Below are 18802 nucleotides of genomic sequence, written 5' to 3' on the forward strand. Positions count from 1 at the left end.
GTCACCGGGACCGACCCGGTCGCGTTCGACGCTACCGAAAGTGCGGGAGTGATGACGCAGGGTTACCACGATCGGGCCGGTGGCGGATGACCTGGCGCGGGCCGGGTAGGCGGCCGGCGACGACGAACGGAGGCGACGATGGGAGCACCGGACCGCCGGTACGCGATCGGCAGCAGGCCGGCCCGCCCGGCCGGGGAGGCGCCGGTGATGCGGGTGCGTTCCGCCTCCGACCCGGCACCGGGCCGCCCGGAGAACGAGGACGTGGTCTTCCGGATCGGCCCGCTCGTCGGCGTCCTCGACGGGGCCACCGTGCCGGAGGGCTTCGACACCGGATGCGTGCACGGTCCCGCCTGGTACGTCCGGCACCTGGCCGCCCGGATCGGCCTGGCGATCGCGGCCCGGCCCGCCGCCACGCTGATGAGCAGCCTCGCGGCGGCGATCCTCGCGGTCCGGGCCGACCACGGCGGGACGTGCGACCTGGACCATCCCGGCACCCCCTCGTCCACCGTCTGCCTGCTGCGGGAAAGCGGCGACCGGGTCGACTACCTGGTGCTCTGCGACAGCCCGCTGGTGCTCGACACCGACCGCGGGATCGAGGTGGTCACCGACGACCGGCTCGCGGACGCGGTGGCCGACCTGCGGCGCAACGCCGCCGCGCTGCCCGACGGCGAGACCGACCCGGCGACCCGGTTCCGGCGGGCGACGACGGTGCAGCGGACCCGGATGAACCGCACCCACGGCTACTGGGCGGCGGCGAGCGACCCGGACGCGGCGTACCACGCGCTGACCGGCACGCTTCCGCTGCGCGGTCCGGGTGCGCTGCGCCGGGCCGCGCTGCTCAGCGACGGCGCCTCCTGCGCGGTCGACCAGTTCGGCCTGTTCGACTGGGCCGGGCTGCTGGAGGTGCTGACCGTGGCGGGCCCGGAAGGGCTGATCGACCGGGTCCGCGCGGCCGAGCGGGACCACCCGGAGCGGCTGCGGCGGCGCAAGCGCACCGACGACGCCTCGGTGGTGCTGTGCGAGTTCGCTCCTCCGGCGTGAGCACGCTCACGCCGGAACACCCGGTCGGATGACAACGCAGCGTGAGGCGGAACACCCCGGGGGTACGACCGGCCGAGGCGGTCGGCCATAGCGGCATTCCGGGCCCAAAGGGGTGGACGGCCCGGACAGGTAGCGGCAGACTGCGCCTCGTGACGGGTGCGGTACGGCTGGAGCCGGTGGACGAGCGGAACCTGGAACCGTTGCTCTCCGTAGCGGCGGCGGAGGCGGAACCGGAGGACGTGATGCCTCCGGTGCAGGCGCCCGCGGGCTGGTCGCTCGCCCGCCGGGACGCGTTCCGGGAGTTCCACCGGGCGAACCTCGGCGGACTCGACGGCCCGACCCGCACCGCCATGTACGCGATCGTCTCCGGCGGCGAGGTCGTCGGCATGATCCGGATGACCCGCCGGGACGAGCCCGGCACTGTGGAGACGGGCATGTGGCTGGGCCGCTCCGCCCGGGGCCGGGGTCTCGGCGCCGCCGCGCTGCGGCAGCTGCTGCACACCGCCGCGGCGGCCGGGATGCACACAGTGGTCGCGGACACCACGCCGGACAACGCGGGCGCTCTCTCCGTTCTTCGTAAATGCGGTGCGGAATTGCGCGAGGAGGGCGGAGAAGTGCACGCCCGAATGTGCCTCGACTCGGCGCTGCCGATCCGCTGAAACCCGTTCTTGCAGCTCCCTGACGCTTGACGTGAAGTTTCGGCCGCCTTTTCCGTTCCTCTGAGGAAATGTTTTCCCAACGGGGTGACGGGTAGTTCGCGCCCCGGGGAGTGCGGAGGAGAGCGGATGAAAAGCGGAGCACGGGTGGCGCTGGCGGTGGGCTTCGGCTACCTGCTGGGTCGCCGGAGGAAGATGCGTACCGCGTTGACGCTCGCCGCGGCGGTCGCCGCCGGGCGAGCCAGCCAGCGTCCCGGCGGCATCAAGCGGCTCGGCGCGGATCTGATGGGCGCCAGTCCGCAGCTGCGCAACCTCGGCGGGCTGGCGCCGCCGCTGGTGGCGGCCGGGCGGGCCGCGGCGACCGCCGCCGCCGGCAGCGGCATCGACGCGATCGGCGGCCGGCTGCGCGACGGGGCCGACGCGCTGCGCCGCCGGAGCGGCCCGGGCCGGCCGGACGCCGAGCGTTCCGCGCCGGACGAGGAACCGGAGCTGGACGAGCAGCCCGAGGCGCCGGACCGACAGCAGCGGGGGCGGTGACGATGGCGACGACCGATCTGACCGGCCGGGTACGCGACGAGATCGGCGGCGAGCTGCGCAACCTCGCCGCGGCTCTCGGTGAACGGGCCGTCCAGGCGATCAGCGACCGGGTCACCGCCGCGACCGGACGACTCAGCGAGTACGCGCAGCAGGGCGGCGACCCCGGCCTGGTCGCCGCCGCCACCGGCGCGCGGAAGCTCGCCGAGGGCAGCTCCCCGGTGAAGGCCATGTTCCATGCCGGCGTGGCCGGCGGTAGGGAGAAGCTGATGGCGGCGTTCGGCCGCAAGGGCGGCGGCGACGGCGGCCGGAAGCTCAAGGTCACCAACATCGTCGAGACCATCGAGGTCGGCGTACCGGTCCGGGTCGCCTACAACCAGTGGACGACGTTCGGCGACTTCCCGAGCTTCATGCAGAAGGTCGAACAGGCCGACTGCGACGACGAGAAGATGACCTGGAAGGCGCAGGTGCTCTGGTCGCACCGGACCTGGGAGTCGACGATCGTGCGGCAGATCCCGGACCGGCTCATCCACTGGCGGTCCACCGGCGAGAAGGGCTCGGTCGACGGCAGCGTCAGCTTCCACGAGGTCGCCCCGGAGCTGACCCGGATCCTGGTCGTGCTGCAGTACCACCCGCAGGGCTTCTTCGAGCACACCGGCAACCTGTGGCGGGCCCAGGGCCGCCGGGTCCGGCTGGAGCTGAAGCACTTCGTCCGGCACGTGATGACCCGGACCGTGCTCGACCCGGACGCGGTCGAGGGTTGGCGCGGCGAGATCGAGGACTCCCAGGTCGTCAAGGACCACGAGACCGCGCTCCGGGAGGAGCGGGGAGAGACCGGGCCGGCCGACGACGAGTACGCCGCCTACGACGAGGGCAACGACTTCGCCGACGACGAGTACGCCGACGAGCCGGTCCTCACGGCACCGGAGCGTGCCCGCCGCCGCGACGAGCGCTGACCGGTCAGGACCGGCCGGCGGCGTACGACTCCAGGTGCGCGAGCTGCACCGGGTCCAGCGACGGCCGGACACGGTCCCGGGCCGCACCGACGTGCGCGGCAGTCACGGTGCTCGCGTTGAGCGACTCCCGCATGGCGGCGAGCGCCGCCTCCCGTACCAGCGCGGCGCAGTCGGCGGCGGAGAAGCCGTCCAGCTCGGCGCCGAGCGCGTCGAGGTCGACGTCCGGCGCGAGCGGTACGCCCCGGGCGGCGGCGCGGAGGATCTCCGCGCGGGCCGGCCCGTCCGGCGGCGGCACGTAGACCAGACGTTCCAGCCGGCCGGGACGCAGCAGCGCCGGGTCGACCAGCTCCGGCCGGTTCGTCGCGCCGACCACCACCACGTTGCGCAGCGCCTCCACCCCGTCCAGCTCGGTGAGCAGCGCCGCCACCACCCGGTCGGTGGTGCCGCCGTCGCTGGCCTGCCCGCGTACCGGGGCCAGCGCGTCCACCTCGTCCAGGAACACCAGCGTGGGCGCGGCCTGGCGGGCCCGGCGGAACAGCTCCCGCACCGCCCGCTCGCTCTCACCCACCCACTTGGAGAGCAGCTCGGCGCCCTTCACCGACAACACGTTCGCCCGCCCGGACCCGGCCAGCGCGGTGACCAGGTAGGTCTTGCCGCAGCCGGGCGGCCCGTAGAGCAGCACCCCGCGCGGCGGCGTCACGCCCAGCCGGGCGAACGTGTCCGGGTAGGTGAGCGGCCAGAGCACCGACTCGGTGAGCGTCTGCTTGACGTCGTGCAGTCCGCCCACGTCGTCGAGCGTCACCGACGCCAGCTCCAGCGTGGACGCGGACATCGTCGTCGGCCGGACCACCTCCAGCGCCTCGGTGAAGTCCGTCATCGCCACCGTCGGCGTCTCCGCCGTCTTCTGCCGCAGCGCCGCGCGTACCCCGGCCTCGCGGACGAGCGCCGCCAGGTCCGCCGCGACGAACCCGGGGGTACGGCCGGCCACCTCGTCCAGCCGTACGTCGCCGGCCAGCGGCACCTGCCGGGTGAGCACTGTCAGCTGTTCCCGGCGCAGCGCCGCGTCGGGCAGCGGCACGGTGATCCGCAGCGCCAGCAGATCCGGGCCGCGCAGTCCCGGGTCCACCGCCTCCGGTCGCCCGCTGGTGCAGACCACCGCCACGCCGGCCCGCAGCGCCTCGGCGACCACCTGGCGGAACACGGTGGCCAGCGGACCCGGCTCGTCGGCCGGGGCGATCGCCTCCACGTCGGTGACCAGCAGCACGGCCGGTCCGCCGGCGCGTACCGCCGACGCCGCCTCGCGGAGCCTGCGGGCTGCCGCGTCGTTCGTGAGCGCGGCCAGCTCCGGCGCCCAGAGCGGGCGCAGACCCGCGCCGACCCGGGCCGCGACGGCGCGCACGAGCGCTGACTTGCCTGAGCCCGCCGGTCCCTCCACCAGCACGCCGAGCGAGACGGTGGTGCCGAGCCGGCCCAGCACCTCACGGTGGTGGAAGCCCAGGTCGAGCAGCTCGGTCAGCTCCTCGGCCTGGGCGCGCAGGCCGGGCAGCTCGTCGACGTCCGGGGCGTCCTCCGGGCCGAGCAGGCCCTCGGCCCGTTCCGTCCCGGCCGGCGCGGCCGAGGGGGCGGAGACGGGCGCGCCCGGGGACACCGGGCCGGAGCCCCGGGTGGCCGGACCGTGCTCCCAGCCCACCACCGTGTCCATGGTGACGAGCGCGCCGGCCGCCGGCTCGACGGACACGACGTTGAGCAGCGTGCTGGTCCAGGCGTACCCGACGGAGCTGGCGAGACTGCGCCGCGCGGCCTCGATCAGGCCGCGCACGGCGGCGTCCGGGAGCACGTCCTGCGGCAGCAGCGAGACGTCGTCGCCGGGCGTGACGACCTTGCCGAGCAGCGCGAGCCGCAGCATCTCCGGCGGGACCGCGGCGACCACCGCGGCCGGGCCGGCCAGCGTGAGCCGGCGCGCCGGGGTGGCCGGCAGCGGGCTCACCGTCACCTGGCCGCCGGCCCGCAGCCCCAGGTTGCCGAGCAGCAGGTCGTCGGCGTGCAGCAGGACGCCGCTGGTGCCCGGGTCGGCGGCGGCCGCGATGCCGGCGGTCGTCCGGCGGCCGGTCAGCCGCACCGGATCGCCGGGGCGCAGCGCCAGCGCGGTGAGCACCTCGGGGTGCAGGCGTACCACGCCGCGGCGGGCGTCGAGCGCGGCCGGCCGCAGCGTCGCGGTCAGGGTCAGATCGGGTTCCGCCACCCGCCGACAGTAGCCGCCGTGACCACGAGGTGCCGCCTCAGCGCGGGTCCGGGCCGTCCAGCAGCGAGGGATCCCGCCGGATCATCTCCGCCAGCCGGGCCGCCGGGTCCGACTCGACCGAGTCCTGCCCGGGGGCGGGCACCGTCTTCACCGACATGGGCCACGCCGGCGGGGGCGTCGGCGCCGAGGCCGGGCCCACCGTGACCGCGGGGCCCGACCAGGAGACCCGCAGCGGGTACGCCTGGTCGCCCACTTCCACCCGCAGCGTGACGGCGACCCCGGGGTGGTCGGCCACGACCCGCCGGACCGCGTCGGCGACCTCCTCGACCGGGTCACGCCGCGCCGGCGCCGCGCCGCCCCGCAGCCGGTACGCGCCGTGGCCCGCCCGCCCGTTGCCCGGCTCCGCGGGCAGTTCCTCCGGGACCACGTCCTGGTCGGTCCCGCCGGCCGGTTCGCCGGGCGCCCGGCGGCGCATCGCCTCCTCGCGCCGCGCCATCCGGGCCAGTGTCTCGTCCAGATCACCTCTCATGGCGTCCACCCCTTCGCCAGACAACGGATCGAAACGACTGTCGGTGTTCAGCCCGCCCGTGGCTGCGGGGCGGGCCCGTCGCCGCGCCGCCCCGAACGGGCCGCCCGGTCCAGCGCCCGGTCCAGGACGACCAGCAGGGCGTCCCGGACGGAGAGCCGGTCCCGGGCGTCGAACTGCACGAGCGGCACGTGCTCCGCGATCGCCAGCGCCCAGCGGATCGATGGCAGGTCGAGGGCCAGCCGCCCGTCGAAGGCGTTGACGCCGACGGCGAACGGCAACCCGGAACGTTCGAAGAAGTCGATGGCCGGATAGCAGTCGTCGAGGCGGGCGCTGTCCACCACCACGAGCGCGCCGAGCGCCCCCCGGGCCAGGTCGTCCCACATGAAACCGAACCGCGCCTGACCGGGCGTACCGAAGAGGTAGAGCTTGAGGCTGCGGTCGATGGTGACGCAGCCGAAGTCCATGGCGACGGTCGTGGTGGTCTTCCCGGCGACGCCGCCCGGGTCGTCGATGCCGATCCCGACGGTGGTCATCTCGGCCTCGGTGGTCAGCGGCGCGATCTCCGAGATCGCCCCCACCGTGGTGGTCTTGCCGACCCCGAACCCGCCGGCGATCAGGATCTTGACCGGGATCGGCGGGCGGGGCGCCGGGACCCGGCTCACGATCGGGGCCGGTTCCTGGGGCGGCACCCCGGGCGGCAGGTACGGCAGCGGCGGGGTGGGCGGTGGCGGTGTGGCGCGGCCGATCAGCGGGGCCGGTCCGCCGTAGCGGCTCGGGGCGCTGTTCGCGGACGGCCCGCCCAGGGCCGCCGCCGGCCATTCAGGAGATCGCACGAAGTCCATCAATCACTCGCAGGATGATGTCGGGATCGAGGGCGTCGTCGCCGTCCGCGACGTGCACGTCGAGATGGCCGGCGGCGCGGAGGTCGCCGACGAGTACCCGGGTCACACCGAAGTGCATCCGGGTCCGGGCGGAGATCTCCGCCACCGAGACGGGCTCGGCGCAGATCGCGACGATCGCCGCCAGTTCCGGGGACAGCCGGGCCGTCACCGCCCACGAGGTGCTGCCCGGACGAGCGGTGACCTGGGTCTCCAGACCGATCGCCGGGTCGCCGTCCACTCGTCCGGCGGTCAGCACGAACGGGCGCGGGCCGGTCGGCTCCCCGTCGCCCGCGTCCGGCTCCGGAACCGGAACGGACGCGTGCAGGAAGGGGCGGACCCGGATGCCGGGTTCCGGCTCCGGGTCCGCGCCGGCGGCCCCCGGGATCATTGCTGAACGGCGTTCTTCAGCTCGGCGATCAGGCGGGGACTCAGGGCGCCGCCGGCCCGGCCGGCGAAGAGCGTCATCTCGTACGCCACGGTGCCCAGGTTGGCCGTCCGGTCGGCGACGACGCCGAGGACCGAACCACTGCTGATCGCGCTGATCAGCAGGTAACCCTCGGCCATGTCGACGATCACCCGGTTGAGCGCGCCCAGCGCGTACCAGCTCGCGGCGCCTCCGGCGAGGCTGGTCATGCCGGAGACCACGGCGGCGAGCCGTTCCGCGTTGGACCGGTCCTTGATGGCGGACATGGCCATCAGCAGCCCGTCCGAGGAGACCGCGATCGCCTCCATCACCCCGGCGGTGCTGGAGGTGAACGAGTCGAGCAGCCAGTTGAAGGTGCGCGCCTCGGGGCTGAGGTCGCCGGCGGCGCTCTGTTCGATGTTGTCGTGCAAGAAGGGGCTGGTCACCGTGATGGGTCCTCTTCGTAATGACGGTCTGGGCTGACTTCGCGCAGAGCGCGGGCGACGCCCGCCTCGAATTCGTTGACGAGATTGCGGACCTCGACGGGGTCGCCGGGGTCGGAGCTGGCCGGGGGCGTGGACTGGACCGGGGTGTCGGCTAGGTTCGCGCCCGGCACCCGCCGGCTCAGCCGGGGACGCTCCGTTGCGGGCGGGACGAGGGTGGTGTGGCCCTCGGCCCGGCGTACGCCGTCCTGGAACGCCTCGACCAGGGCCCGGACGGAGGCCGGATCGGCCGGTACGCCGATCAGCGGCCCGCCGGTCGCCGGGGCGGCCGGGGTGGTGGGCGCGGGGGCCGGGAGGTTCGCGCCGGGCACCCGCTGCCGGATCGGCGACCGCGTGCCGGGCCGTCCGGTGGGCGGGCCGACCGGTTCCGGCCCGGCCGGGACCGACGGGCGACCACCGGCGGGGGGTGCCGTGCGGGCCGGACCGACCGGCGGGGCCGACGCCGGTCCGGCGGTCGGTACGGGCGCGGACCCGACGGTCGGCGTGCGCGCCGGCCGGACAGCCGGTGGCGACGACGGCCCGACGGCCAGGCCGGCCCCGGCGGCCGGTGCGAGGGCCGGGCCGGCGGGCGGCGTCAGGGCCGGACCCGCCGGTGGGGTCAGGGCTGGGCCGGCCGGCGCGGTGCGGGTCGGGCCGGTCGTCGGCCCGGCGGCCGGGGGAGCGACCGGGACCGGGCCGACGACCGGTGTCGGCGGGGAGGTACGGCCGGGGTGCGCCACCGGCCCGGCCGGCCGGGTGGCGGGCGCACCTGCGGCCGGCGGCCAGGCGGGCGGCGCGCCGGCGGTGGGCAGGCCCGGATCCTCGGCCGGCTCCGGAGCGTCGTCCCGCTTGCCGAAGGCGTTCCACGGGTCGCCGCTGGACATGCTGCGGGTGGCCCGGCTCAGCAGCTCCGCGTCGAAGCCGGCGGGCGGTTCGACCGCTGCCGTCCCGTGCTCGTGCCCGCCGGGCGGCACAGCGGCCAGCGTGGCGTTGGCGAAGACCGGCTCGGGGCGGCGGACCACGAGCGAGTCGGCCGGGACCTCCAGGGTGGCGGTGACTCCGCCCCCGGGGGTCGGCGTCAGCCGGACGTGCCAGCCGTGCCGCCGGGCCAGCCGGCCGACGACGAAGAGGCCGAGCACCTCGGTCGGGGCGAGGTCGAGCCGCTCCCGGCGGTCGAACCGCGCGTTCTCCTCGGCCATCCGCTCCTCGGTCAGGCCGATGCCGTGGTCGACCACCACGAGCCGGGCGCCGCCGTCGGTCAGCTCGCCGGTCACCACCACGCGGGTGTGCGGCGCCGAGAAGGAGGTGGCGTTCTCCATCAGCTCGGCCAGCGTCAGCACCAGGTCGCCGACGATCGCCGGCGCCGCCGCGACGCCGGGCGGCACCTCCACGTCGACGCGGGTGTAGTCCTCGATCTCGCCGAGCGCGAGCCGGACCACGTCGGCCAGCGGGACCGGCGCCACGTGGCCGTCCGAGCCGGTGGCGCCGGAGAGCACCACCAGGCTGCCCGCGTTGCGGCGCAGACGGCTGGAGATGTGGTCCAGCCGGTACAGGTGCTCCAGCCGGCCCGGGTCCGTCTCCTGCCGCTCCAGCCGGTCGATGAGCGCGATCTGGCGGCCGACCAGGTTCTGGGTACGCCGTCCGACGTGGCCGAACATCTGCGCCACGTTGCGGCGTCCGGCCACCTGCCGCTCGACCAGCCGGGCGGCGGTGTGCTGCACCCGGTCGAACGCGCGGGCCAGCTCACCGATCTCGTCCCGGGCGCTCACCTCCACCGGGTCGAGGCGTACCGGGGGCACGCTCTCGGACTCGTCGTCGGCGACCCGGGTCAGCTCCGCCTCGGCGACCCGGGCGACCCGCTCGGCGGAGCGGGTGAGCCGGCTCAGCGGGCGGGCGACGGTACGGGCCACCGTCATGCTCAGCAGCACCACGACCAGCAGGATGACGCCTGCCGCCACGGTGACCAGCCAGGCCGCGGTCAGAGCCTCCCGCTCCCGGGCGCGGGTCTCCGCGATGACGTCCGCGACGACCTTCTTCTCGACGAACTGGCCCAGCGTGATCATCGACCGGGACGCGGGGAAGAGCACGTCCAGCGAGACCGGCGCGATCGCCGCGTCGGGGTCCCGGAGGCTGTCCACCAGGAACGTCGGGCTGGTCCGCGCGGCCACCGCCGCGTCGTCCAGCTCGGCCACCTTGAGCTGCTCCGGCGTGATCAGCCGGCGGAAGCGCCGGTTGTCGACGTTGAGCGCCGCCATGCACGCCACGAACGACCGCGACATCCGCGGGTCGCCGGTCGCCTTGACCAGCACGATCTGGGTGGTGCAGGAGCTGAGCGCCTCGTCGACGCGCAGCAACGCGTCCAGGGCGAGCACCTGCCGCCCGGCGGCGGTGTCCGTGTCCACCTGGTACGGCAGTCGCAGCGCGTCGATCAGGGCGGTGTCGACCTCGCTGAACGCGGTCAGGATCTGGTCCGGCCTGGCCCGGCCGGCGAGCGTGGCGGTGCGGACGTCGTCCAGCTTGCGTACCCCGTCGAGGCTCTCGCGGACCGTCGCCGGCAGCGTCTCGGCGCGCAGATCGGCGACCCGGTCGTCGACGGTGGCCGACTTCTGGATCAGCTCGGTGCGGGACACCCGTCCGAGCAGCAGCCCGACCGAGAGCAGGCGTTCCTGCTGGAGATCCTGGACCAGGCTGCCGACCCGGCTGGCGATGCGGACCGTCTCGGCGGTGTCGGCGGCCCGCTGCGCGGCGGCCACCCGGTCGATGACCACCGGAACGGCCAGCCCGACCATGCTGAGCAGCGGGATGATCACCAGCAGGGCGAGCTTGCCCCGGATCCGTAACCTAGCGAGCAGCATCGAACGGCCTCCACCGGTCGGCGTCGCCGCCCCGGCCGACGGCGACCGGCTGGCGGTCACCCTCGGACACGGTGATCGGCGGGTCAGCGTGGACCGCCGGTGGCGGTCCGGCCTCGGCCGGCGTGCGGCGCGCCGGGGGAGGGCCGGCGGCCCGCGCCCGCCGTAGCGCGGCGAGGTGCAGCGCGGCGATCCCGGCGAGCAGCGCGACAGCGGTGCCGGCCGCGGCCCGGCCCAGCAGGCGGTCCCGGTCGATCGCGTCCAGCCGTTCCTTCAGCAGCGCGTCGAGCTGGTCGAGGATGACCGTCCGGAGCTGCTTGGCGGCGTTCTGCGCGGTGATGCCGGCCTGGGTGAGCTGGTCGGTGCTCGGCGCGGACCGCCCGCCGCCGGGCGCCGAGTAGACCGAGAACGTCTCCAGCGAGCGCTGGTAGGTGTCCAGCGGGGTGAGCACGTTGGCGCCCAGGTCGGTGCTCTCCGAGCTGTCGACGGCGGAGCGCAGGTCGGCGACGAGGTCGGTGGCCGGGCCGAGCGCGGCGACGCGCAGCTCGGCCAGTTCCGCGCCGGTCCGCGCGCGCTCGGCGGCGGGGCGCTTGGCCGCCAGCCGGGCCAGGTCGACGAGCCGCCCGGCCAGCACGGTCGCGGTGGGCAGGTCACCGCCGATGCCGTCCTGGAGGAAGAACGAGTCCGAGCGCGGGTCGCGGATCAGCCCGGAGCTCTCCCGCACCTTGCGGTAGAGGGCCAGGAGCAGGTCGGACGCCTCGCCGTAGGCCCGGAAGGCCGCCTCGGGGTCGCCGAGCCCGCGGTCCGGCAGCGACTCGAGCTTCGCCCGCAGCCCGGCCCAGCGCTCGTGGGTGCGCAACTCGTCGCCGACGGCGCTGTCCACCTCGGCGACGCCCTCGATCGCGGCGGTGAGCGCGCCCCGGGAGACGGCTCCCTCGGCGACCGCTATCGCCTGGGCCTCCACCAGCGCGTCGGTGATCGGGCCGAGGGCGCGCAGGTAGCGCACACCGAGCCGTTCCCGGCTCGCCAGGTCGTGGTCGTCCGCGGCGCTGCTCTCGGACTGGGCGAAGATGAACCCGAGCGGTACGAGCAGCGCCAGCACCAGCAGCAGGGGAAGCGTGCGGCCCGGTACGGCGGGCCGCCGACGGACCCGCGGCGCGGGGACTGTCATGGTGTGTCTCCTCCGGCGACGGCGGGGCGTTCGGTGCCCCGGGAGGTCGCCGTACGCAGTCCCGTGCACCGGACCGGAAAAGTAGCCGAACCGGACGTCTGTGCAACCTCGGCCGATGAGTCGGCTTCACGTCAGTCCATTCTGGGCGACGCTGAGTGAGCTTCGACGTCACTCAGCGTCCGATCATGTTGCCGAGAAGTGACATCGACGATGGTTTGCGCGTGTAGATGTGAATTCACATGATCCGAACATGTGCCGCTGGGATGCTCTGGACCTTTGGCGGACGACGGTGGGCGATCGACGAACGGCGCAACCGGACGGACGTACGGCGGATCTCAGCGAATGCACAGCGATCGGCCCGTACCGTGTGCCGCATGAGATCACCAGTCGCGCGGATCCGGCGCGCCCTGGCCGGACGCCCACGCCGGATCGTCGCCGTCGTGGCGGTGGTAGTCCTCGTCGCCGCCGCGCTCGTCTGGGTGGCCCGGCCGCAGAGCCCGGACTTCCGCACCGAGTCGGCGCTGGTGACGGTCCGCTCCGGGCCCTCCGGTGACGAGCCGGTCGAGCTGGACACCACGCTCTACCTGCCGGACCGCGCGTCGGAAGCGAACCGCGTGCCGGCGGTGCTGCTGGCGCACGGGTTCGGTGGCACCAAGGACTCGGCTCGCTCCGACGCCGAGGACCTGGCCGCCCGGGGGTACGCGGTGCTCACCTGGACCGCCCGCGGCTTCGGGCGCAGCGGCGGCCAGATCCACCTGGACAGCCCCGACTACGAGGTGCGGGACGCCCAGCGCCTGCTCGACCGGCTCGCGGCCCGGCCGGACATCCGCCTCGACTCGCCGGGCGACCCCCGCGTCGGCGTGGTCGGCGGCTCGTACGGCGGCGGCCTGGCCCTGCTGCTGGCCGCGCAGGACCAGCGGGTCGACGCGATCGTCCCGATGATCACCTGGAACGACCTGTCCCGCGCGTTCCTGCCGGAGAGCACCGGCCGGCAGCCCACCGACGGCGTGTTCAAGAAGGGCTGGGCGGGGATCTTCTTCGGTGGCGGCGGGAACGCCGGCTCCGGTCCGGCCGGGCTCTCCGGGGCCACCGCCGCCGCGCCGGAGGGCGCGCCCGAGTCGGCCGGACCGCCGAGCCCGCAGCCGGGCGCCGGTCCCGGTACCGGCTCCGGTCGCGCGCCGGCCGGCGCCGCCGACCCGTCCTGCGGGCGCTTCGCCGCCGACGTCTGCGCCGCGTACCTGCGCATCGCGACCACGGGCCGGGCCGACGCGGCGGCGGTCGAGCTGCTGCGCCGGTCGTCGCCGGCCGGCGTGCTGGACCGGATCAAGTCCCCGACGCTGCTGGTCCAGGGCGAGGCGGACACGCTCTTCCCGCTGGCCGAGGCGGACGCCAACGCCCGGGGCATCGCCGCCGCCGGCACGCCGGTGCGGGTCGCCTGGTTTACCGGCGGCCACGACGGCGGCTCCGGACCCACCTCCGACTCCGACCGGGTGAAGTTCCTGACCGCGCAGTGGCTCGACCACTACGTCAAGGGGGACGGGGCGGCGCCCGGCGACACGTTCACGTTCTCCCGCATCGCCGGGTTCGACGCGCTCGACCGGGGCCTGGTCGCCACCGGCTTCCGTACCGCCGACTATCCGGGCCTGGCCGGGGAGGACCGCCGCGAGGTCACGCTCGCCGGTCCGCCCCAGCCGGTCGCCGTACCGCCCAACGGCAACCCGGCGGCGATCTCCTCGGTGCCGTTCGCCGGCGCGCTCGGTTCGCTGCTGGACGGCGTGGCCGGTGACATCCCCGGCCAGCACGCCCGCTTCGAGTCCGCGCCGCTGGACGAGCCGGTCGACGTGGTGGGCGCGCCCACCGTGCGGATCCGGGCCGCCTCCCCGACCGGCGAGGCGGTGCTGTTCGTGAAGCTCTACGACGTCGACCCGCAGGGGGCGGCCACGCTGCCGTCCGGCCTGGTCGCGCCGGTGCGCCTGACCGGCCTGCCCAGCTCGGTCGACGCGGCCACGCCGGTCACCGTCACGCTGCCGGGGATCGTCCGGCGGGTCGAGGCCGGGCACCGGCTGCGGCTCGTGGTGGCGACGTCGGACCAGGCGTACGCCTCGCCGGCCGAGCCGGCCGTGCACACGGTGGCGCTGGCCGACGGGCCGCTGACGCTGCCCACCGTCGAGGCCACGCCCATCCCCACCACGGCAGTGGTGTGGCGCTGGGCGCTGGCCGGTCTGCTCGCCGCAATCGTGCTCGGGCTCGTCGTGGTCGTGCTGCTCACCCGCCGCCGGCACCGCCGCCAGGACAACTCCGTGCACCCGGAGTACGCGGGCGTCCCGCTCGCCGTGCGCAACCTGCGCAAGGAGTACGCGGACGGCTTCGTCGCGGTCTCCGACGTCGACTTCGAGGTGCACCCCGGGCAGGTGGTCGGCCTGCTCGGCCCCAACGGCGCGGGCAAGACCACCACGCTGCGGGTGCTGATGGGGCTGACCCAGCCCACCGCCGGGGAGATCTACGTCTTCGGGCACCGGCTGGTGCCCGGCTCGCCGGTGCTGTCCCGGATCGGCGCGCTGGTCGAGGGGCCGGGCTTCCTGCCCCACCTGTCCGGCCTGGACAACCTCAAGGCGTACTGGCGGGCGACCGGGCGGCCGTGGGAGGACGCGCACTTCGACGAGGCGCTGGAGATCGCCGGCCTGGGCGACTCGGTGCACCGGCGGACGAGGAAGTACAGCCACGGCATGCGGCAGCGGCTGGCCATCGCCCAGGCCATGCTCGGCCTGCCCGAGCTGCTGGTGCTGGACGAGCCGACGGACGGGCTGGACCCGCCGCAGATCGCCGAGATGCGCCGGGTGCTCCAGCGCTACGCCACCGACGGCCGAGCGGTGCTGGTCTCCAGCCACCTGCTGGCCGAGGTGGAGCAGACCTGCACGCACGCCGTGGTGGTGAACAAGGGCCGGATCGTCGCCTCGGGTCCGGTCGAGGAGATCGTCGGCGAGTCGCCGAGCGTGCTGTTCGAGGTGAGCGACCCGGACGCGGCGCGTACGGTGCTCGACCGGCTCGACGGTGTACGGGTGCTGCCCGACGCCGAGGGCGCGCTGGTGGTCGACACCAACGGCACCGCGCGCAGCGAGGTGGTGGCCGAGCTGGTCCGGGCCGGTATCGGAGTGGACCGGGTGGTGCCCCGGCGCCGCCTGGAGGACGCGTTCCTCGCCCTGGTCGGCGAGAACTCTCGGGGAAGCGGGGACCGGTGATGGCGGGTTCGTCTGTGGCATCGTCGCCTGGTAACGGCACGTCCGGGCCCGGCGCGGGCGGTGCGGCGGCCGGTTACCGGCCCTCGGCCACGCTTCCGTTCGCCGCGGAGTTCCGGCGGCAGGCGTCGCGTCGGCGTACCCAGCTCGCGCTGGGGTTCATGGTGCTGCTGCCGCTGATCATCCTGGTGGCGTTCCAGTTCGACTCCGGGGACGACGACCGCGGCGGGCGGGGCGAGTTCTCCAGCCTGGCCGACCTGGCCACCTCGGGCGGGCTCAACTTCACCCTGTTCTCGATCCTGGTCTCCGCGTCGTTCCTGCTGGTCGTGGTGGTGGCGTTGTTCTGCGGCGACACGGTGGCCAGCGAGGCGAGCTGGGGCAGCCTGCGCTACCTGCTGGCGGTGCCGGTGCCCCGGGCCCGGCTGCTCGCGGTGAAGCTGGTCGTCGCGCTCGCGTACTCCGGGCTGGCGCTGCTGTTGCTCGCGGGCACCGCGCTGCTGGTCGGCACGCTGCGGTACGGCTGGAAGCCGTTGAGCAGCCAGGTCTCGGCCGAGCTGGCCCCGGCCGACGGCTTGCTGCGGCTGCTCGGGGTGCTCGGGTACCTGGCGGTGGTGCTGCTGGTGGTGGCCGGGCTGGCGTTCCTGCTGTCGGTGACCACCGATGCCGCGCTCGGCGCGGTCGGTGGCGCGGTGCTGCTCTGGATCCTGTCCAGCATCCTGGATCAGATCACCGCGCTGGGCGGGCTGCGGAACCTGCTGCCCACCCACTACAGCAGCGCCTGGCTGGGGTTGCTGTCCACGCCGATGCAGACCGACGACGTGGTCAAGGGCGCGTTCTCGGCAATCGTCTACGCCACGTTGTTCTGGAGCCTGGCCTTCTGGCGTTTCACCCGCAAGGACGTCACCAGCTGAGGTGACTGTCGGGGGTACCCGCATTGGCGCGTCCGCCCATATCATGGGAGCGTTCCCATGCAATTGTCCCGCCTGCAAAGAAATTGATTAACATCGATACGTGCAATCGCCATCCTGGAGCGGTCAAACACCCGCCCCAGGAGGTCACACATGATTCCGACCCAGCTCAGCGGCCCTGTCCTGTCCCTGTTCCGCGCTGTTGTGGGGCTGCTGTTCCTATGCCACGGCGCGGCGTCGATATTCGGCGTCCTCGGCGGTAACCGAGGCTCCGGCGAGGCCGTCCCGTTCGCCACCTGGCCCGGTTGGTGGGCGGCGCTGATCCAGCTCGTCTGCGGCGTGCTGGTGCTCGTCGGCCTGCTCACCCGTCCGGCGGCGCTGCTCGCCTCCGGCTCGATGGCGTACGCGTACTTCACTGTGCACCAGCCGCAGAACCTGCTGCCGCTGCAGAACGGCGGCGAACTGGCGGCGCTCTTCTGCTGGTCGTTCCTGCTGGTCGCCGTGCTCGGCCCGGGCAGCTGGGCGCTGGACGCGCTGCTCGCCCGCCGCCGCGCCGCCCCGGCCGAGCCCGCCACCGCGTCGCCCGCCTCGGTTCCGGTCTGATCCGCCGCCCGGCGAGATCGCGGTACGGGAGGGCGCTTCCGTGCCGCGATCTGAGTCAGAGCGGGTTGACCGGCGAGGTCGAGGGGGCCGGTGGATCGGAGCGCGGGGGCGCCTGCGTCGCCGGGTCGGCGTCGCGGCGCTTCCAGGCGCTGACGCCGAGCCGGCCGGTGTTCCCGAGGTCGATCGGCCCGTCCAGCTCGACCGGGTACGCCGGCCGGCCGGTCGACGGGGCGACGTCGAGTTCGGCGCCCGCGGTGGCCACCACGGTCGGGTCGGTGACGAGGTTGCGCCAGATCAGCGCCGCGCCGGCCCGTTCGCCCGGCGCCAGCACGATCCGCGTGGGCGGGTGGTCGAAGCCGGCGGTGATCGGCGCGGCGCCCGGGATGATCCGTACCGCTATCGCGTCCCCGTCGGCGTCCCGGAGCGCGACCGCCGGATAGCCACGCAGCTCGTACGGGCGGTCGCCGCAGTTGACCAGGTCCAGGCCCATCGCGCGCAGCCCCATCGCCGCGCTCACCCCGAGCCCGGTGATCCGGATGCCCTCCGGGGAGCACGTGGCGGCGGGCTCGGCGCCGGGCCGGGGTGGCGCCGACGGCGGCCCGTCGACCGGGGCCGGTGCCGGGGTGCAGCCGGCGAGCAGTGCCGCGCCGGCGAGGAGCCCGATCCGGGCAGTCGCCTTCCGCATCAGGCGATCATGTCATCCCGCCGGGAGTGGCGGGGGAGGCTGATCATTGCGGCCGGGCGGGCGCGGTGAGGACGGCGTCGAGCAGGCCCGGGTAGAGGCGGTCCAGCTCGTCGCGGCGCAGCCGCACGTACCGGGTGGTGCCCGCGATGCGGGTGCGGGTCAGCCCCGCCTCGCGCAGCACCTTCAGGTGGTGGCTGCGGGTGGCCTTGGAGACGCCGAACTCGAACGAGCCGCAGGCGTGCTCCCCGCCCGGCGCGAGCGCGCGCACGATCTGCAGCCGCACGTCGTCGGCCAGCGCCGCCAGCACGGCGGTGACCGGGACCTCGCGCAGCTCGGGTTCGTGCAGCTCCATGTGACTACGATAACCCATGTTCGACAATCGTCGAACAAGCTCCTAGAGTCGTGGCGTTTGGTTCGACGATACTCGAACATAGGAGCTGGGATGCGCTTCCGTTCCGCCGCCTTCCCGATCTTCGCAGTGCTCAGCTGGGGCGTCATGTTCCCCGTGCTGGCGAGCGCGCTGACCCGGGTGGACGCCCTCAACCTGACCACCACCCGGTACGTCCTCGCCACCGCCGTGCTGGTCGCCCTGCTGCTGGCCCGCGAAGGGCTGGCCGCACTCGCCACGCGCGGGCGCGCGGCCGAGGTGTGGCTGCTCGGCGCACTCGGCTTCGCCGGCTTCAACACGCTGACGAACCTCGCCCTCGGCCACGCCACCCCGCAGCAGATCGCGCTGTTCGGCGCCACCGTGCCGCTGATCACCCAGCTGGTCCGCTGGGCGCGCGACGGCGTACGCCCCCGCCCGGCGCTGCTCGGCCTGGCACTGGTGGCCCTGGTCGGCGTCGGCCTGGTGATCACCCGCGGCCGGCTGGACGGGCTCGGACAGTTCGGCGTCGGCGGGTTGCTCATGCTGGGCGCGGTGATCGGCTGGGCCTTCTACACGCACGGCGCGAGCCGGTTCCCCGAATGGTCGGCGCTGCGCTACACCACGCTGACCGCCGTCACGGGCATGCTCGCCATGCTCGCCGCCAGCGCCGTCGCCGACCTCACCGGGCTCCAGCACGCGCCGGCCGCCGCCGACCTCGTCGCGGTCGCCCCCCAACTGGCGTACGCGGTGCTGATCGCCGCCGTCCTCGCGGTGCTGGCCTGGAACACCGGTGTACGGCGACTCGGCCCGGCCGACGCCGCGCTGTTCATGAACCTGGTGCCGGTGGTCACGTTCGCGGTGCAGATCCTGCGCGGGTACCGGCCGGTCGCGATCGAGCTGGTGGGCGCCGGGCTGACCATCGCCGCCCTGGTGGCCGCGAACCTGGTCACCCGTACCCGCCCGGCAGCCGTGACCACGACGGCGCCGGAGCCGCTCGCGGTGGTGGACCGGCCCGCCGTGGTGGAGCCGGCCGCGGTGGTCGGACGCTGAGCCGGCCCACAGCGTGGGATCCCGGGGTGGCGCGGCCGTGAGCAGCGCATAGACTCGGCGGCACAACTGAATACCTCATCCAGAGGGGCTGAGGGATACGGCCCGACGACGCCCCGGCAACCACCCGCACGCTCGACGACGAGCGACAGCGGGCAGGTGCCAATTCCGTCCCCGCCGCACCCGGCGATGCGGGGAAAGATGAGAGG

Annotated in this window: 17 protein-coding genes and 1 riboswitch; of the genes, 8 read left to right on the forward strand and 9 right to left on the reverse strand. The window is 74.7% G+C overall.

What is annotated here, in order from left to right:
• Positions 1–138 precede the first annotated feature (138 nt).
• From O7542_RS28110 to O7542_RS28125, 4 genes are all read left to right on the forward strand, one after another.
• Positions 139–1041, forward strand: coding sequence for a hypothetical protein (locus O7542_RS28110; RefSeq protein WP_187693789.1), 903 nt, complete (start codon positions 139–141; stop codon positions 1039–1041).
• A gap of 149 nt (positions 1042–1190) precedes the next feature.
• On the forward strand, positions 1191–1700 hold the full coding sequence (locus O7542_RS28115; protein WP_043327973.1) for a GNAT family N-acetyltransferase: 510 nt from the start codon (positions 1191–1193) through the stop codon (positions 1698–1700).
• 126 nt (positions 1701–1826) lie between these two features.
• The gene (locus tag O7542_RS28120; protein ID WP_043327974.1) at positions 1827–2234 is read left to right on the forward strand and encodes a hypothetical protein; all 408 of its coding nucleotides are present in this window, start codon (positions 1827–1829) and stop codon (positions 2232–2234) included.
• Positions 2235–2236: 2 nt separating this feature from the next.
• Positions 2237–3187, forward strand: coding sequence for an SRPBCC family protein (locus O7542_RS28125; RefSeq protein WP_281605429.1), 951 nt, complete (start codon positions 2237–2239; stop codon positions 3185–3187).
• Between the two features lie 4 nt (positions 3188–3191).
• Here O7542_RS28125 and O7542_RS28130 read toward each other — a convergent pair whose 3' ends face one another.
• The 7 genes from O7542_RS28130 to O7542_RS28160 are packed head-to-tail and all read right to left on the reverse strand — an operon-like array spanning position 3192 to position 11747.
• Positions 3192–5429, reverse strand: coding sequence for an AAA family ATPase (locus O7542_RS28130; RefSeq protein ID WP_043327975.1), 2238 nt, complete (start codon positions 5427–5429; stop codon positions 3192–3194).
• 37 nt (positions 5430–5466) lie between these two features.
• The gene (locus O7542_RS28135; RefSeq protein ID WP_043330885.1) at positions 5467–5958 is read right to left on the reverse strand and encodes a hypothetical protein; all 492 of its coding nucleotides are present in this window, start codon (positions 5956–5958) and stop codon (positions 5467–5469) included.
• A gap of 47 nt (positions 5959–6005) precedes the next feature.
• Positions 6006–6800: an ATP/GTP-binding protein gene (locus O7542_RS28140; RefSeq protein WP_281605430.1), complete on the reverse strand. Its 795-nt coding sequence runs from the start codon at positions 6798–6800 to the stop codon at positions 6006–6008.
• Positions 6778–7227: a DUF742 domain-containing protein gene (locus tag O7542_RS28145; protein WP_043327976.1), complete on the reverse strand. Its 450-nt coding sequence runs from the start codon at positions 7225–7227 to the stop codon at positions 6778–6780. Before O7542_RS28145 ends, O7542_RS28140 begins: the two co-directional genes overlap by 23 nt.
• Complete coding sequence (locus tag O7542_RS28150; RefSeq protein ID WP_043327977.1) at positions 7224–7688, reverse strand: roadblock/LC7 domain-containing protein; 465 nt, start codon at positions 7686–7688, stop codon at positions 7224–7226. Before O7542_RS28150 ends, O7542_RS28145 begins: the two co-directional genes overlap by 4 nt.
• The gene (locus O7542_RS28155) at positions 7685–10579 is read right to left on the reverse strand and encodes a nitrate- and nitrite sensing domain-containing protein (RefSeq protein ID WP_281605431.1); all 2895 of its coding nucleotides are present in this window, start codon (positions 10577–10579) and stop codon (positions 7685–7687) included. Before O7542_RS28155 ends, O7542_RS28150 begins: the two co-directional genes overlap by 4 nt.
• Positions 10566–11747 carry a hypothetical protein gene (locus O7542_RS28160; RefSeq protein ID WP_069088727.1) on the reverse strand — a complete coding sequence of 394 codons (1182 nt, stop codon included), beginning with the start codon at positions 11745–11747 and terminating at the stop codon, positions 10566–10568. Before O7542_RS28160 ends, O7542_RS28155 begins: the two co-directional genes overlap by 14 nt.
• A gap of 374 nt (positions 11748–12121) precedes the next feature.
• On the opposite strand from O7542_RS28160, the gene O7542_RS28165 reads away from it, so the two are divergent.
• The 3 genes from O7542_RS28165 to O7542_RS28175 all read left to right on the forward strand — a co-directional run bounded on the left by O7542_RS28165 (position 12122) and on the right by O7542_RS28175 (position 16494).
• Entirely contained in the window at positions 12122–14986 is a 2865-nt protein-coding gene (locus tag O7542_RS28165; RefSeq protein ID WP_281605432.1) for an alpha/beta fold hydrolase, read from the forward strand.
• Positions 14986–15894, forward strand: a complete 909-nt coding sequence (locus O7542_RS28170) for an ABC transporter permease subunit (protein ID WP_274476934.1) — start codon at positions 14986–14988, stop codon at positions 15892–15894. The genes O7542_RS28165 and O7542_RS28170 overlap by 1 nt, the downstream gene beginning before the upstream one ends.
• 150 nt (positions 15895–16044) lie before the next feature.
• Positions 16045–16494, forward strand: a complete 450-nt coding sequence (locus O7542_RS28175; protein ID WP_064446733.1) for a DoxX family protein — start codon at positions 16045–16047, stop codon at positions 16492–16494.
• Positions 16495–16549: 55 nt separating this feature from the next.
• Here O7542_RS28175 and O7542_RS28180 read toward each other — a convergent pair whose 3' ends face one another.
• Both O7542_RS28180 and O7542_RS28185 read right to left on the reverse strand, forming a co-directional pair.
• Positions 16550–17179, reverse strand: coding sequence for a DUF4232 domain-containing protein (locus tag O7542_RS28180; RefSeq protein WP_113973541.1), 630 nt, complete (start codon positions 17177–17179; stop codon positions 16550–16552).
• Between the two features lie 43 nt (positions 17180–17222).
• The gene (locus tag O7542_RS28185; protein ID WP_210888451.1) at positions 17223–17531 is read right to left on the reverse strand and encodes a helix-turn-helix domain-containing protein; all 309 of its coding nucleotides are present in this window, start codon (positions 17529–17531) and stop codon (positions 17223–17225) included.
• A 90-nt stretch (positions 17532–17621) separates the two neighbouring features.
• On the opposite strand from O7542_RS28185, the gene O7542_RS28190 reads away from it, so the two are divergent.
• Positions 17622–18596 carry a DMT family transporter gene (locus tag O7542_RS28190; RefSeq protein ID WP_166457577.1) on the forward strand — a complete coding sequence of 325 codons (975 nt, stop codon included), beginning with the start codon at positions 17622–17624 and terminating at the stop codon, positions 18594–18596.
• A 72-nt stretch (positions 18597–18668) separates the two neighbouring features.
• A riboswitch (SAM riboswitch) is annotated at positions 18669–18801 on the forward strand.
• Position 18802 lies beyond the last annotated feature (1 nt).

The organism is Micromonospora sp. WMMC264, from assembly GCF_027497275.1.
GTDB lineage: Bacteria > Actinomycetota > Actinomycetes > Mycobacteriales > Micromonosporaceae > Micromonospora > Micromonospora chalcea.

Excerpts from the sequence above, each read along its gene's own strand:
- O7542_RS28190 (WP_166457577.1), top strand. The coding sequence starts at position 17,622 with ATGCGCTTCCGTTCCGCCGCCTTCCCGATCTTCGCAGTGCTCAGCTGG.
- O7542_RS28110 (WP_187693789.1), top strand. The coding sequence starts at position 139 with ATGGGAGCACCGGACCGCCGGTACGCGATCGGCAGCAGGCCGGCCCGC.
- O7542_RS28170 (WP_274476934.1), top strand. The coding sequence starts at position 14,986 with ATGGCGGGTTCGTCTGTGGCATCGTCGCCTGGTAACGGCACGTCCGGG.
- O7542_RS28145 (WP_043327976.1), bottom strand. The coding sequence starts at position 7,227 with ATGATCCCGGGGGCCGCCGGCGCGGACCCGGAGCCGGAACCCGGCATC.
- O7542_RS28175 (WP_064446733.1), top strand. The coding sequence starts at position 16,045 with ATGATTCCGACCCAGCTCAGCGGCCCTGTCCTGTCCCTGTTCCGCGCT.
- O7542_RS28160 (WP_069088727.1), bottom strand. The coding sequence starts at position 11,747 with ATGACAGTCCCCGCGCCGCGGGTCCGTCGGCGGCCCGCCGTACCGGGC.
- O7542_RS28140 (WP_281605430.1), bottom strand. The coding sequence starts at position 6,800 with ATGGACTTCGTGCGATCTCCTGAATGGCCGGCGGCGGCCCTGGGCGGG.
- O7542_RS28185 (WP_210888451.1), bottom strand. The coding sequence starts at position 17,531 with ATGGAGCTGCACGAACCCGAGCTGCGCGAGGTCCCGGTCACCGCCGTG.
- O7542_RS28180 (WP_113973541.1), bottom strand. The coding sequence starts at position 17,179 with ATGCGGAAGGCGACTGCCCGGATCGGGCTCCTCGCCGGCGCGGCACTG.
- O7542_RS28125 (WP_281605429.1), top strand. The coding sequence starts at position 2,237 with ATGGCGACGACCGATCTGACCGGCCGGGTACGCGACGAGATCGGCGGC.
- O7542_RS28135 (WP_043330885.1), bottom strand. The coding sequence starts at position 5,958 with ATGAGAGGTGATCTGGACGAGACACTGGCCCGGATGGCGCGGCGCGAG.
- O7542_RS28155 (WP_281605431.1), bottom strand. The coding sequence starts at position 10,579 with ATGCTGCTCGCTAGGTTACGGATCCGGGGCAAGCTCGCCCTGCTGGTG.
- O7542_RS28165 (WP_281605432.1), top strand. The coding sequence starts at position 12,122 with ATGAGATCACCAGTCGCGCGGATCCGGCGCGCCCTGGCCGGACGCCCA.
- O7542_RS28120 (WP_043327974.1), top strand. The coding sequence starts at position 1,827 with ATGAAAAGCGGAGCACGGGTGGCGCTGGCGGTGGGCTTCGGCTACCTG.